The sequence below is a fragment of the Oceanobacillus picturae genome (genome assembly GCF_000612865.1).
Classification (GTDB): domain Bacteria; phylum Bacillota; class Bacilli; order Bacillales; family Amphibacillaceae; genus Oceanobacillus_B; species Oceanobacillus_B jordanicus.
Window position 1 is genome coordinate 99,112 of sequence record NZ_CCAX010000004.1, and the last position, 15,352, is coordinate 114,463.

The window sequence follows — 15,352 nt, forward strand, 5'->3', positions numbered from 1 at the left end:
CTCTACCTTTATTTCACTGTGTTTTTTGATTGAATAAACTTTTCATTAATCCCTATTATGCCAAGGCCTGGATCACTTCCCAGGTTAATGTTGGACTGATCGTACTCAATTCCTCCTTGAAGGATATCACCTGTAAGCATTAACGGGGCGTCAAAATCATATCTTGTTATATTAGGCTGACTTGCTGCAAAGTGGGCAGCAGCTGTAATTCCTATCTTTGTTTCTATCATACTGCCAACCATACATTCCACATTGTAAATAGCAGCTAGCTTTGCTATTTTTATAGCCTCGTGTATGCCCCCTGCCTTCATTAACTTAATATTGATGAGGTCCGCAGCTCCTGTTTCGAGTACCTTTTTTGCATCTATTGACGTAAAGACACTTTCGTCAGCCATAATTAACGTGTCGGTATAACTGGTCACATGTCGCAATCCCTCTAAATCACTCGCTTTGACGGGTTGTTCTACTAACTCGATATCAAGACCGAGATCTTCCATCTTTTGAATAGCTCGGACTGCCTCTTTCGCTTTCCAGCCTTGATTTGCATCCAAACGAATTTTCACATTTGGGCCAATTTGTTTACGAATTGCCTGGATCCTTTTTATATCGGTTTCAATTAGGTCCTTGCCTACTTTCACCTTTAATATCGAAAAACCATCCTGGACATAAAGCTGTGCGTCATGAGCCATTTCTTCTGGTGTGTTAACACTTACCGTATAATCGGTCTCAATGCTTTCTTTATATCCACCGAGAAAAGCGGATAGCGTCATACCCGCTTGCTGTGCTAGACAGTCATACAAGGCCATGTCAACTGCCGCTTTGGCACTATAGTTACCAATGAGTCCTTTTCCTATCATTTCAAATATATACTCACGCTGGTCCAGTGAAGCTCCGATAATGATCGGTTTCATGATCCCATTAATCGCAAATTCCACTCCTGCCAAGCTATCACCTGTAATAACATGGGTTGGCGGAGCTTCTCCCCAACCTGTAACCCCATTATCACAGGTTATTTTCACTAAAATCGTTTCTGCAACGGTAACCGTGCGTAGCGCTGTTTTAAATGGCGTATGTAGCGGAATAGCCGCTCGGAAGGTGTCTATACTGTTAATGTTCATAAAATTTCCTCCAACTCCTTTACAACACCTGGGTCTACCTCAAGTGTTTTCTTGTTACTGGAGAGGCTTGCCTTCACACCGAGTGGCACAGCAACATGTGGAAAACAGTGTCCAATTTTAAAGCCTGAAAGCACAGGTTTATTTAGTGCATGAAAATATTCATTCAAAACCTCAGTTAGTGTTAGGCTGGAATCAAGTGTCGGTGCAGCATTTGCAAAATCACCAACAACGAACCCAGCAGCATCTGCAAGCTTTCCCGATACCTCCAGCTGGTTCAGCATCCCGTCCACTTTGTATGGCTCTTCCCCAATGTCTTCGATAAGGACAATTTTCCCTTTTGTATCCATTTCAAAAGGGGTGCCCAGTGTACTGACTATTAACGAAAGGTTTCCGCCAACAAGTTCCCCTTCTGCTTTACCAGGCGAGATAACATGTAAGGGTGATATTTGCTCCGTGTACGTGAAAGCTTCCGGGTCAAACAGTTGATTAAAACGAGATGCGGTTAGTTCATCGAAATCGTCTTTAGCAATATCGGATGTGGCCATTGGGCCATGGAAGGTGACAAGACCTGTTTTCTGCCGTATGGAAGTATGTAAGTACGTAATATCACTATACCCCCAAAAAATTTTAGGGTTATTCTTTATAAGCTCATAATCTAGTTTCGAGGCAATTCGCCCTGTCCCATATCCTCCACGCGCGCAAAAAATCGCTTTAATACTAGGATTGGCAAACATGTCATGAAGGTCATCCAATCTTTCTTGATCGGTTCCAGCAAGGTATCCATTTGTTTTCTGGACATACTTGCCTAAAACAACACGGAGCCCCAGCTGTTCTAAAAAGGGAACGGCTGCTTTTAGCTTTTCTATATCTATTGGTCCTGCCGGAGCGACAATTCCTATATGATCCCCTTTTTGCAGCTTTTCTGGACGAATCATGGTAACCCCACCCTCTTTTATTTTCATCATTTATGTATTTATCTACGTGCTATAAGGAGTGCAACTTCACTCCAATCAAATAAAACAGTTAGCAATCCTAGATTGCCCTAACAACTATGTATGTAGAAATTAGCTCCTTTACTAGTAGTAATGTAAAGGAGCTAACTCTTTATTAATAAGGTAACTATGGGCTTTGTCTCCGCCGATTTAGGAACAGCATCGCCCACTTTTAGCGATCAAAGTCTAGTGAGACTTCCGCATCTTATATTACTCGCTTTTATCTGCCCATTTCAGTTCTACGTAACCTACTGGGTGACGTACAATTCCTGAGACAGAATCTTGGTACATATGCACCTGGTTATAGTAATGGATTGGGAAGATTGGCATTTCTTCAGCTAACAGTTTTTCAGCTTCATACATATATTCCCAACGTTTTTCTTCATCTGTTTCTGTTTTTGCATTGGCAATTAACTCATCATATTCTTCATTTGACCAACCAGTTCGGTTCATAGAAGAATCTGTGATAAAGCTTTCCAGGAAGTTTACAGGATCGCCGTAGTCAAACAAGAAAGAACTTCTTGAGAGCTGATGATTTAATGCTTTTTGGTCATCTAGGAACACGTTTGACTCTGTATTCTCTAGCGTAACATCAATTCCAAGATTATCTGTAAATGCGCTTTGCAATGTTTCTGCAATGGCTTTATGTGCTTCACTTGTGCTGTAAGATAGTGTTACTTCTGGAAGCTCGTCATAGCCTTCCTCTTCCATTCCTTCTTCTAACAGCTGTTTTGCTTCTTCTGGATTAAATTCAACTAAGTCGCCATTTTCATCACGGAAGTCATTGCCAGAAGGACTTTCAAAACCTGACGAAACAAAGGCGGTTGCTGCCTTTTCACCATTTTTCGTTACATAGTCAACGATATCCTGCTGATTAACAGCCAAAGCAAATGCTTTGCGGATTTTCGCATTTTGGAAAGGTTCTTTCGTTACATTAAAACGGTAGAAATACAGACCTGCTTGATCTTCAATTACAACACCATCTTCATTAATTAATTGTTCAGCCATCTCAGATGGAATTTCGGTTACATCAAGTTCTCCAGATTCAAACATCTGATATTCCGTATTCGTGTCATTTACCATAGCCCAGTGGACTTTATCTAATTTTACTGTGTCAGCATCCCAGTACTCATCGTTTTTAACGAATACCATTTCACTGTCGTGTTCCCATGAATCCAAGGCGAATGGTCCATTCGAGACAAAGGATTCCGCCTCCGCAAACCATTCCGGGTTTTCTTCTGCAACGGCTGCATTTACAGGGAAGAAGGCAGGATTAGATATGACGTGAAGAAAGTATCCAGTTGGTGCTGCCAGTGTTACTTCAAATGTTTTCTCATCGACTGCTTCAATTCCTAAATCTTCAGCGGATCCTTCTCCACTGTTGTACGCTTCTCCACCTTCAATAAAGTAGCCTAAAAACGCCGCTGATGAGCCGGTCTCTGGATTTAAAAGACGTTCCCAAGCAAAGACAAAGTCCTCTGCCACAACTGGGTCGCCATTAGACCAGTTAGCATCTTCACGTAAATGGAAGGTATAGGTTTTCCCATCATCAGATAGGTCCCAACTCTCCGCAATCGCAGCTTCTGGGGTATCTCCTTCACCTAATCGCGTTAGACCTTCCATTAAGTTATTTAATGGGTTCCAAGAAACGGCATCAAACCCTACTGCAGGGTCAAATGATGTGGGCTCAACCCCATTATTCATGTACAGGACTTTTTCATCTGAAGCTGTGTTTCCTTCTTCTCCATTGTTTTCTTCCCCTTCGTCCGTTTCTGTGCCTGCGTTCTCATTGGCAGTACACGCTGCTAAAACAAATATCGCCATAGCAGCCATCAGTAAAACAAGTAACTTCTTTCTCATCCTTATTGCCCCCTCTGTCTTATTTTTCGGCAGTAGCCAATAACTGCTTTGCCCTTTCATCCTGTAACCAGCAATCTACTTCGTGTGAAGTGGATCGCACTGTTGTTACGGGGTAAACTTTATCACACACCTCCATGGCGAATGGACATCTTGCAGAAAATGGACATCCTTCAGGAGGCGAGAATAAATCAGGTGGTGTTCCGTCAATCGGCGTCAATTTCTCGCCTTGTAGGTCAAGTCGTGGCACTGAATTCAACAGCCCCTTTGTATACGGATGCTGCGATTCGTAGAAGATCTCTCTTTTGTCCCCGACCTCGATAATCTTTCCGGCATACATCACAGCAACACGATCGGCTATTTTTGCTACAACACCTAAATCGTGTGTTATTAAAATGATGGAAACACCGGTTGCATCTTGTATTTTCTCGAAAAGCTCTAAAATCTGCGCCTGAATGGTTACATCAAGTGCAGTGGTAGGCTCATCTGCTATTAACAGCTCTGGTTCACAAATTAAAGCCATGGCAATCACAATACGTTGGCGCATTCCTCCACTAAACTGATGGGGATACTGTTTTAGACGTTCAACTGCATTAGGAATCCCAACAAGCTCTAACATATCAAGTGCCTTGGCCTTTGCCTCACTTGCAGAGATCTTTCGGTGTTGCTGCAGTCCTTCCACCAATTGCGTGCCAATCGTTAATGTAGGGTTTAAGGCAGTCATAGGGTCCTGGAAGATCATCGAGATGTCTACCCCTCTAATCGACCGCATTTGTTTCTCTGTCAATCTCGTAATCTCTTTCTCTTTGAATCGAATTGAGCCATTGGATATCTTGCCAGGCGGATCCGGGATCAGTCGCATAATTGCATTGGAGGTTACACTTTTTCCACAGCCCGATTCCCCTACAATGGCTAATGTCTCCCCTTTATTCAAATGAAAATTGACTCCTCTTACTGCTTTTACCGTTCCACCATATGTACGGAAGGTTACATGAAGATCCTTTACCTCGAGTATTTTTTCCATCTTGTCACCTACTTCCTCAGTTTTGGATCCAGGGCATCCTGTAGTCCATCACCTAATACATTAAATGCAAACATGGTAAAGGATATGAAAAACGCCGGAAAGAACAGTGTCCACCAATTACCAGATAAAATCGCACCCAGCGAATCATTAGCCATTACACCCCAGCTCGCATAAGGCGCCTGTATACCAAGACCGAGAAAACTCAGAAATGCTTCTGCGAAAATAGCACTTGGAACAGTTAATGTCATCTGGACAATAATTGGTCCCATCGTATTTGGTAGCAGGTTTTTCCGGATAATCCGAGGCGTCTTAGTGCCGAACGACTTGGAAGCGAGGACAAATTCATAGTTTTTAATTTGCAGAACTTGCCCTCGCACTATTCGAGCCATTCCAACCCAGCCTGTTACCGTTAACGCGATAATAATCGTGGTCAAACTCGGACCGAGTACTACTAACAAAAGGATTACGACAAGTAAATATGGCAGACCATATAGCACTTCAATAATACGCATCATAATATTATCTGTGCGGCCACCTTTATATCCAGATAACCCCCCATAGATAATCCCAATCGATAGATCAATAAGTGCTGCCATTAAGCCAACAAACAAGGAAATGCGGGCTCCATACCATGTACGTGTAAATACGTCCCGTCCTGCATTATCTGTTCCAAACCAGTGATCAGATGAAGGTGGCTGGTATTGGTTTGGCAAATCTTGCTTGTTCACCTCATACGGAGATAGAATTGGACCAAATATTGCGAAAAGTGTAAGTAAAATAAGGAAGAGCAGTCCCGCCATGGCCAATTTGTTTTTTACTAGTCTACGCCATGCATCCTGCCAGTAAGACAAAGATGGCCGAGCAACCGTTTCGGCAGCGTTGGTATCTTTCCCCTTCCATTTGAACCATTCATCAGGGATGGTTGCAGGAGATTGCTCCATTTTGTTTGGTTCCATGTTATGCTCCCCCCTTCTTGTGCAGCTTAATTCTCGGATCTAAAATACCGTATATGATATCTACTAGAAAGAGCATAAATATTAAAAAGCCGCTATAAAACACAGTCGTTCCCATAATAACTGGATAATCCCGCTGGTTTATACTTTCCACAAAATACCGCCCCATGCCAGGGATAGCGAATATTTTTTCGATGACAAACGTTCCAGTTAAAATACCTGCAAGCAGTGTCCCCATAATGGTTACCACCGGCATTAAGGCGTTTCTCAATGCATGCTTTAGAACAATTTTCCATGGCGAAAGCCCTTTTGCTCTTGCCATTTTAATATAATCCTGTGTAAGCACCTCTAGCATAGTGGAACGCGTGAGACGAGCTATAATTGCCATTGGCCCTGTTGCGAGAGCAATAACAGGTAGTATCATGTGCGCTGGGCTTGACCAGGTAGCAGGTGGTAAAATGTTCCAATCAACTGCCAATTTTTGGATTAGTAATGTGGCAAGCACGAAGTTTGGAATTGAAATACCGAGCACTGCTAAACTAATTGCCAGATAATCAATGATACCGTTATGTCGTAAAGCCGCAAGAATTCCAAGAATAATACCGGAAAGCAAAGCTACCACAATCGTAATAATCCCAAGTTCAAACGATATAGGGAATCCTCTTCCAAGCAATTCATTTACCGTTTGGTTCGGTTGTTTAATCGATGGTCCAAAGTCAAAGGTTACAATGGATTTTATGTATAAAAAATATTGAACATAGTAAGGCTCGTCAAGATTATAATGCGCTTCTAAATTTGCTTGTACCGTTTCATTTGTATTCCGTTCACTGTTTAGTGGCGAACCTGGGATCGTGACCATTAGAATAAAGGTAAGCGTAACAATGACCCAGAGTGTAACAGCCATAATCAGTAGTCGTTTTGCTATGTATTTTAGCATTAGCCTGCCCCCTCTAGGAAAATGTTGTATTCATGGCCAGCTCTGTCATAACAAGCATGGCCTGGTATGCTTCCTTAATATCCTTAGCCTCATAACGCACAATGGTCGTTCCCGGCTCTATTTCGGTACCTGGCATCAAGTTAGCCCATTCCGCCTGTCCATAGTTCGTAAACTCAATCCGGAGTACCGGGCGGTCTGGAGGAACGAGTGGCTGTATTTTCTGCCTATTCTGTAGTGCTGTTTCAACTTGTTTTGTTAGGAGTTCCCCTGCCTTCTTCGGCGAAAGACTTTTAACCGAAGAACGAGAAATCGATGTCTTCACTGCAGCAGTGGTTATCCCTTTAACCAGTTCTTCTGCCTCTTTTGCAGCCTGATCATCTCCGGCAACCATCAGCAATGGTACATTATAGTAGCCTGCTAAATAGGCATTCAACCCCATTTCCCCGATCACATGGTCATTAATAAAAAAGTTTCGGACGGCATGAATCATTGCATGTGACATGACACCAAATTGGCCTGCCCTGGCATGGTAACCAATAAACATGGCACCATCAAAGGAATCGTCAAGCCCTTGCATCATGGAATAAGGTTTTACTTCTCCGGTGATCAAATAGGCTTCTGGGTGAAGAGCTTCAATTAATAAGTTATTCATTTTAGAATGGCTGTCATTAACCACTATCTCTGTGCATCCCTGTTGAAACGCTGATTCTATGACATAGTTTGTTTCCTCGGTCATGATTTTTCTTGCGCGCTCATAGTTATGCTTACTGGAATCAACATATGTATAATCAGGTAGACCAGTAATTCCTTCCATATCTACCGATAAATATAACTTCATGGTGTCTGCCCCTTCTTTTTGTATTGTTAGTAATTTTCTTTCAATTTTAACATATAATTAATAAAATTTAAAGACAGAATTGTGACAAGATTAGTCTTAATGCAACAATCAATAATTTATGCTTTTAAGAATGAGGGCAGGCACCTAATGGCTAATTTGAGCATATAAAGTAAAACTTCAAGGTTTCCCTTCATGTGTTGAAGAGGGAGTCTTACGGACGGTTGCTCCGGGATAAAAAAACACACACTTACCCAGCATTTAGTAAATACATATCCTGTATTATAAAATACTGAATATTCAATATTAAGAATGGAGGTACACAAAAAGCAGAAGAAATAGTTCCTCTGCTTTACGTTTTTGGATCTAGTATTTGATTATATGAGGGGTTGAGAACTATTAAGAAAGTTTAGCTACATAGTCATCTTCTTGAAAGTCTTCCTGGGCAAAGGCTTCAACTGAGTTACCATTTTCATCTACTCGGTCAATATCAGCACCAAGTGAAGCAAGTTTACCAGCAAAGTTTACATACCCACGATCAAGATGCTTTAATTCCGTAACCCTTGTATAGCCGTCTGCGCGTAATCCAGCTAGAATTAGAGCAGCAGCAGCACGAAGATCTGTTGCAGCTACTTCGGCGCCTTGTAGGTCACTTGGACCTTCAATAAATACACTACGCCCCTCAATTTTCATTTTTGCATTCATACGACGAAATTCTTCTACATGCATAAAGCGGTTTTCGAATACCGTTTCCGTAATAACACTTGTACCTTCTGCGCATAACATAAGTGACATCATTTGGGATTGCATATCCGTAGGGAATCCTGGATGTGGCAATGTTTTAATGTCTGTTGCTTTCAGTGACTTCGGTCCAATTACCCGAAGGCCGCCATTTTCTTCTTTTACAGTTACTTCCATTTCCTGAAGTTTTGAAATAACAGAACGTAAATGTTCACTTTCTGCATTTTCAATTAGAACATTACCCCCAGTGATAGCTGCTGCAACCATAAACGTACCAGCTTCTACTCTGTCAGGAATGATTGCGTGTTCCGTACCATATAATTTTTCCACGCCTTCAATGCGGATCGTTTCTGTTCCTGCACCTACTATTTTCGCGCCCATTTTATTCAGGTAGTTAGCTAAGTCTACGATTTCTGGTTCTTTTGCACAGTTTTCAAGAATGGTCTTTCCATCAGCAAGAGCAGCTGCCATCATGATATTTTCTGTGGCACCAACGCTTGGCATATCGAGGTAAATTTTAGCACCTTTAAGACGCCCATTTACATGCGCTTCTACAAAACCATTTCCTACATGTACTTCTGCTCCCATTGCCTCGAAGCCCTTTAAATGAAGATCAATTGGACGTGATCCAATAGCACAGCCGCCTGGCATTGCTACATTTGCATGGCCATAACGTGCTAGCAATGGTCCAAGCACAAGTACAGATGCACGCATTTTTCTTACATATTCAAATGGTGCTTCCGTCTTTAATTGTTTTGAAGCATCTACTGTTACAGTATTATTATCAAAGTGTACTTCAGCATTCATATTGCTTAATACTTGGTTTATAGTATATACATCAGCTAGTTCAGGGACCTCTGTAATAACACTTTTCCCTTCACTTGCAATAAGGCTTGCGGCTAGAACAGGTAATACGGCGTTCTTCGCACCTTCCACTTTAACGGTGCCGTTCAATTGGTGTCCGCCTCTTACGATGATTTTTTCCATATTTCAAATCTCCTTCAGATCCAATTTCATAATATTAATATTCATTTATTAGGATAGGTGTTCCTATCGTGTAAGTAAGATGTCCTTCTGCATTCTCTGTGACAGCTACTTGTATGTTCATTGTTGCGTTTTCTAGACTAATTTTCTGGGTCCATAGTGGTGTATACCCGTAGAAAATAAAATTATGCGATAAATTTTCGTTGTTGTCGAATTGTACTGTTTCTTGTTGAATGTTAAATGTTTTTGTTAAATCTTTGAAAAAATAATCACTACCAATTATAGCATCATCTATCACTGTTAGACAAGCGAATGTTTGTGCCATATTCGTGAAATATTTATTCTTTACTTTCGTTATTTTCTTCACGTACAATTCTTTCATGGATTCAGACCAATCTCTGCCTTCTATTACTGCGATGAGTTCTGCTTTGCCACTATGCACAATTACATTATAATATACGTTTAACTTGCTAGAATTCTGTGTGTCAGCAAGTGAATAGTTTGTACTATTTTCTGTTTCCTTTTTTGTTGCTTGTAAACCCTCTTTTTTCATTTTCGTCATCACTTCAATAGCATCTTCTTCTGAAATCTGTTCCCGGACTGTGACGCTCCAATCATCTATAGGTAATTTGATGGTTTCTGTATAATCGGCTATATCAAGTAACGCATCGTTGTACTCGGCCATGGTAACTGTCTTTGTTGTTAATAATAAAACAAATAATAGAATTAGTGCTATTTTCCTCATAAAAAAACCCCCGTATTCATACTATAGTATCTATAGTATGTACAGGGGAATCTACTAACATACAGTACAATTTACGACAATATACAAGATTACTAGTCTCCTATACTGTCATCCTGTTTAGAACAGGTAGATCAGGTCACTTGACCATTGAAGAATTTCAAGAAAGAACCGGCTTACTCCTGCCCCAACTACAATGGTTACAAGCAGCAATAGTACTCTAGCTTCTGCTGCTCTCCCTTTTCTAATTAGCGGGTCAAAGTTTATCGCCTGAACTACTCTCCAAGTCAAATAAATGAATATTAAATGAGATATCATACTAACTATTGCCAACTGTCCTATTGAAAACATATATACCACCTTATATAACTATTTGTTTCCCTATCATCAATTTATTTCCGGCAATTTCCCGGGAAATACGACATAATAAAGCACAAGACAATCTTACAGGATCGCGGAGACGATTTCCAGTTAAGAGTAGAAGAACTGTGAACTGCTGTCACTGACGACAGGCGTTTGCCTAATAAAACCTCGCTTTCGCCAGCAAAGTGTACGTTCTTTAAACTTCAAATTTAGCTACGCCATCATTGCTTCTTATCTGAAATTTTATACATCCCTAGCATTTGCAAAGTTAAAATCCCTCACAACGTTTATGTCGCGAGGGATTTTTATTTTAATATGCTTATTGACCAACGTCCAAGCGATTTAATGCTCTTTTGAGTGCTAATTCTGCCCGTTGGAAGTCAACATTGTCCTGCTTAGACTGTAATCGGCCTTCTGCACGAGATTTCGCTTCTTTTGCTCGTTCTATGTCGATATCTGCAGGCAATTCAGCAGATTGAGCAAGTATGGTTACTTTATCAGGTCTTACCTCCATAAAGCCCCCGTTAATAGAAAGCCTCTCTATCCCATTGTCACGCTTCAATCTTACAGCGCCAATTGATAATGGGGCGACGAGTGGAATATGGCCTGGTAGAATTCCAAGCTCGCCAGTTTCTGCTTTACAGCTAACCATTTCAAAGTTATCTTCCAGTACTGGACCATCAGGAGTAACAACACTCACAGTTAGTGTTCTCAATGTAACCCCTCCTTAGACCGACAAGGAGTACGTACGATAACCATATTTTAATGGCTTCTCCTCTTCCTTGCCTATGTCTTTATTGCATGCCTTGTGCTTTTTCAACTACTTCTTCAATGCGCCCAACTAAACGGAATGCGTCCTCAGGAAGGTCATCATACTTCCCGTCTAGAATTTCTTTAAATCCTTTTACCGTTTCTGCAACTGGTACGTAGGAACCTTTTTGTCCTGTAAACTGTTCCGCAACGTGGAAGTTTTGGGACAAGAAGAATTGCACACGACGAGCACGGGAAACGACAAGTTTATCTTCATCGCCTAGTTCATCCATACCGAGAATGGCAATAATATCCTGTAATTCCTTATAACGTTGTAGTGTACGTTGAACTTCACGTGCTACTTCATAATGCTCATCCCCTACAACTTCAGGGTCAAGTGCTCGAGAAGTAGATGCAAGCGGATCTACCGCAGGATAAATACCTTGTTCAGATAATTTACGATCAAGGTTGGTTGTAGCATCTAAGTGAGCAAACGTCGTAGCTGGTGCCGGATCTGTATAGTCATCCGCAGGTACATAGATTGCTTGGATAGATGTTACGGAACCTTTATCAGTAGAAGTAATACGCTCCTGAAGTTGTCCCATTTCAGTTGCAAGTGTTGGTTGGTAACCAACCGCTGATGGCATACGGCCAAGTAGGGCTGATACCTCAGAACCTGCCTGTGTGAAACGGTAGATATTATCCACGAAGAATAGTACGTCTGCACCTTGTTCATCACGGAAATATTCAGCCATTGTTAATCCTGTAAGTGCTACACGCATACGTGCACCAGGTGGCTCGTTCATTTGTCCGAAGACCATTGCTGTTTTAGCTATAACGCCTGAGTCCTTCATTTCAAAATAAAGGTCATTCCCCTCACGGGTACGCTCTCCAACTCCTGCGAATACAGATAGACCACCATGCTCTTGCGCAATATTATTAATAAGCTCCTGGATAAGTACTGTCTTACCAACACCGGCTCCACCAAACAAACCGATCTTACCACCCTTAATATATGGAGCAAGTAAATCTACAACTTTAATTCCTGTTTCTAGAATTTCTGTTTGTGTCGAAAGATTTTCAAACTTTGGCGCCTCACGGTGAATCGGATCAAGCTTAATGTCACTAGCCAAAGGCTCATCAAGATCAATATTTTCACCAAGGACATTAAATACACGACCAAGAGTTGCTTCCCCTACAGGGACAGAAATTGGCCTTTCTAGGTTTTCTACTTCCATACCACGCTTCACACCATCTGTAGATGACATGGCGATAGTACGGACACTTTTATCACCGAGATGAAGTGCAACTTCCAATGTTAGGTCGATCGCTTGAATGTCGCCTTCCGCCTCTGATTTCACTGTTAACGCGTTATAAATAGCTGGAAGCTGTCCGTCTTCGAATTTTACGTCAACGACTGGTCCCATTACTTGAGTAACGTGTCCTTTGCTCATCGATTTCCCTCCTATCTTACTTGAAAGAACCCTGTTTGATTTCCATTACAAAGCTGAAATCCGGGTACCTTTTATGCGATATATTTCTTATTGGCTACCTATTCAAGTGCTGCTACGCCACCAATAATTTCTGTGATTTCTTGTGTGATAGCTGCCTGACGTGCACGGTTATACGATAATGTCAGATCACCAATTAGCTCATCGGCATTATCTGTAGCACTTCTCATTGCTGTCATACGTGCAGCATGCTCACTTGCCTTTCCATCAAGCAGAGCGCCATAAATTAGGGCTTCTGCATATTGTGGTAAAAGCACGTTCAAGATCTGCTCTTGATTTGGTTCATACTCATACTCACTTGTTGAGCCGGTTGCTTTCAAATCCGTAATTGGTAGCAACTTCGTAGTTGTTACCTGTTGAGAGATAGCACTTACGTAATGGTTATAGAATATGTTCAGTTCATCAATTTCCCCATCAATGTACATTTGGACTGTTTCTGAGGCAAGTTCTTTAATTTCTGAAAAGTTAGGTTGGTCTGCTATGCCAAGAATGCTCTTCGCTACAGGTATTCCTCTTTTTCTACAAAAATCATACCCCATACGTCCTACGGCGATAACTGTGTATTCATCTGTGGACTGATGGTTTTTTTGAATGGTTTGATACAGATTCCTTAATACACTACTGTTGTAGGCACCAGCAAGTCCTCTATCTGAGGTGATAACAAAATATCCCGTTTTCTTGACTTCGCGTTTTTCCAACATTGGATGCGATGCGTCTGGGTTATTTGCCGCAATGCTTTTCACCACTTCTTGTATCTTTTCACCATAAGGCACAAATGACTTCGCATTAAGTTCTGCCTTGCTCATTTTAGAGGCAGATACCATTTCCATTGCTTTCGTAATTTGCTTTGTCTTTTTGGTGGAATCAATTCTACCTTTTATATCTCTAAGTGATGCCAAGCTCTTTCACCACCCTTTCATAACAGAGATAGACACAGGTAGGAGGATAAAAGCGTGATCATACTTTCTTCTCCAAACACTGCCTGTGCTACTTCTGTTCATTATTTAAAAATTACTGTATTCCATTTTAACTACTCTGTAGGTAGAAATGTCTTTTTAAATTGATTAATTGCATTGTTCATATCTTCTGCTTCTGGTAAGTTCCCTGTTTCACGGATTGATGTAAGCAATTCCTTGCCATTTTGATCAAGCCATACATGGAGCTCATCCTCGAAACGTGTGATATCTTCCACTGCAATATCATCCAGGAAGCCTTTCGTTAGTGCGTAGATAATCATAACCTGCTTCTCTACAACCAACGGCTTATGTAAGCCCTGCTTCAATACTTCAACTGTTCTTGCTCCACGATTTAGTTTAGCCTGTGTTGCTTTGTCTAAATCTGATCCAAATTGTGAGAATGCTTCCAGCTCACGGAATGAAGCAAGATCAAGACGAAGTGTTCCTGCTACTTTTTTCATCGCCTTAATTTGGGCGGATCCCCCTACACGGGATACGGAAAGACCAGCATTGATTGCCGGGCGGACACCTGAGAAGAACAAGTCGGATTGTAGGAAAATTTGACCATCCGTTATCGAGATAACGTTTGTAGGAATGTAAGCAGAAATATCACCTGCTTGTGTTTCTACGAATGGTAATGCAGTTAATGATCCTCCACCTAGTGAATCATTTAACTTTGCTGCACGTTCAAGTAAACGAGAGTGTAAGTAGAACACATCTCCAGGGAAAGCTTCACGGCCTGGTGGGCGGCGTAATAATAGGGAAAGTTCACGGTATGCAGATGCCTGCTTAGAAAGATCATCATAGACAACTAATACGTGCTTTCCGTTATACATAAATTCTTCACCCATTGCTACTCCTGCATATGGAGCAAGGTATAACAATGGAGCAGGATCAGACGCACCAGCTGATACAACGATTGTGTAGTCAAGTGCACCATAGCGACGGAAAGTTTCTACTGTTCCTCTTACTGTGGACTCTTTTTGACCAATAGCAACATAGATACAAATCATATCCTGGTCTGCCTGGTTTAAGATCGTATCAACAGCAACTGTTGTTTTACCTGTTTGGCGGTCTCCGATAATAAGCTCACGTTGACCTCTACCAATTGGAACAAGGGCATCAATTGCTTTAATCCCTGTTTGCAATGGTTCATCAACTGATTTACGGTCCATTACACCTGGAGCAGCGCCTTCGATTGGACGCGTTTTAGATGTTTCAATTGCTCCTCTACCATCGATTGGTTGTCCGAGAGGGTTTACCACACGGCCTACTAATTCTTCTCCAACCGGCACTTGCATAATTCTACCGGTACGGCGTACTTCATCGCCTTCTTTGATTTCTGTATATGGTCCAAGGATTACGATACCTACGTTACTTTCTTCCAGGTTCTGCGCCATTCCCATAACACCATTTGAAAATTCAAGAAGTTCTCCGGCCATTACGTTGTCCAGTCCGTGAGCACGTGCGATTCCGTCACCGATTTCAATAACTGTACCGACATCACTTACTTCAATATCTGAATCGAAATTTTCGATTTGCTGCTTAATCAAATTACTGATTTCTTCAGCTTTTATGCTCATACCATT

14 protein-coding genes are annotated in these 15,352 nt (G+C 41.5%); all 14 read right to left on the bottom strand.

What is annotated here, in order from left to right; all coding sequences use genetic code 11:
• Positions 1 to 8: 8 nt before the first annotated feature.
• Entirely contained in the window at positions 9 to 1,118 is a 1,110-nt protein-coding gene (locus BN988_RS17300; protein WP_036578459.1) for a mandelate racemase/muconate lactonizing enzyme family protein, read from the bottom strand.
• Positions 1,115 to 2,053: a S66 peptidase family protein gene (locus BN988_RS17305; RefSeq protein ID WP_036578460.1), complete on the bottom strand. Its 939-nt coding sequence runs from the start codon at positions 2,051 to 2,053 to the stop codon at positions 1,115 to 1,117. Before BN988_RS17305 ends, BN988_RS17300 begins: the two co-directional genes overlap by 4 nt.
• A 267-nt stretch (positions 2,054 to 2,320) precedes the next feature.
• Positions 2,321 to 3,970: a peptide ABC transporter substrate-binding protein gene (locus BN988_RS17310; RefSeq protein WP_036578461.1), complete on the bottom strand. Its 1,650-nt coding sequence runs from the start codon at positions 3,968 to 3,970 to the stop codon at positions 2,321 to 2,323.
• Between the two features lie 19 nt (positions 3,971 to 3,989).
• A complete protein-coding gene (locus BN988_RS17315) occupies positions 3,990 to 4,991 on the bottom strand; it encodes an ABC transporter ATP-binding protein (protein ID WP_036578463.1) in 1,002 nt (333 codons plus the stop codon).
• Positions 4,992 to 4,999: 8 nt separating this feature from the next.
• Positions 5,000 to 5,947: an ABC transporter permease gene (locus BN988_RS17320; protein WP_036578464.1), complete on the bottom strand. Its 948-nt coding sequence runs from the start codon at positions 5,945 to 5,947 to the stop codon at positions 5,000 to 5,002.
• 1 nt (position 5,948) lies between these two features.
• Complete coding sequence (locus BN988_RS17325) at positions 5,949 to 6,881, bottom strand: ABC transporter permease (RefSeq protein WP_036578466.1); 933 nt, start codon at positions 6,879 to 6,881, stop codon at positions 5,949 to 5,951.
• Positions 6,882 to 6,894: 13 nt separating this feature from the next.
• On the bottom strand, positions 6,895 to 7,719 hold the full coding sequence (locus tag BN988_RS17330; RefSeq protein WP_036578467.1) for a M55 family metallopeptidase: 825 nt from the start codon (positions 7,717 to 7,719) through the stop codon (positions 6,895 to 6,897).
• Between the two features lie 396 nt (positions 7,720 to 8,115).
• The gene (gene murA / locus BN988_RS17335; protein ID WP_036578469.1) at positions 8,116 to 9,444 is read right to left on the bottom strand and encodes a UDP-N-acetylglucosamine 1-carboxyvinyltransferase; all 1,329 of its coding nucleotides are present in this window, start codon (positions 9,442 to 9,444) and stop codon (positions 8,116 to 8,118) included.
• A gap of 34 nt (positions 9,445 to 9,478) precedes the next feature.
• On the bottom strand, positions 9,479 to 10,186 hold the full coding sequence (locus BN988_RS17340) for a YwmB family TATA-box binding protein (RefSeq protein WP_036578470.1): 708 nt from the start codon (positions 10,184 to 10,186) through the stop codon (positions 9,479 to 9,481).
• A gap of 117 nt (positions 10,187 to 10,303) precedes the next feature.
• Positions 10,304 to 10,534, bottom strand: coding sequence for a DUF1146 family protein (locus BN988_RS17345; protein WP_036578471.1), 231 nt, complete (start codon positions 10,532 to 10,534; stop codon positions 10,304 to 10,306).
• A gap of 331 nt (positions 10,535 to 10,865) precedes the next feature.
• Positions 10,866 to 11,261, bottom strand: coding sequence for a F0F1 ATP synthase subunit epsilon (locus tag BN988_RS17350; RefSeq protein WP_036578473.1), 396 nt, complete (start codon positions 11,259 to 11,261; stop codon positions 10,866 to 10,868).
• Positions 11,262 to 11,340: 79 nt separating this feature from the next.
• Positions 11,341 to 12,750: a F0F1 ATP synthase subunit beta gene (atpD, locus tag BN988_RS17355; RefSeq protein ID WP_036578474.1), complete on the bottom strand. Its 1,410-nt coding sequence runs from the start codon at positions 12,748 to 12,750 to the stop codon at positions 11,341 to 11,343.
• A 98-nt stretch (positions 12,751 to 12,848) separates the two neighbouring features.
• Positions 12,849 to 13,706: an ATP synthase F1 subunit gamma gene (gene atpG, locus BN988_RS17360; RefSeq protein WP_036578475.1), complete on the bottom strand. Its 858-nt coding sequence runs from the start codon at positions 13,704 to 13,706 to the stop codon at positions 12,849 to 12,851.
• A gap of 131 nt (positions 13,707 to 13,837) precedes the next feature.
• Positions 13,838 to 15,346 (bottom strand): F0F1 ATP synthase subunit alpha, encoded by a 1,509-nt coding sequence (gene atpA, locus BN988_RS17365; protein ID WP_036578477.1) that lies wholly within the window; start codon positions 15,344 to 15,346, stop codon positions 13,838 to 13,840.
• Positions 15,347 to 15,352 lie beyond the last annotated feature (6 nt).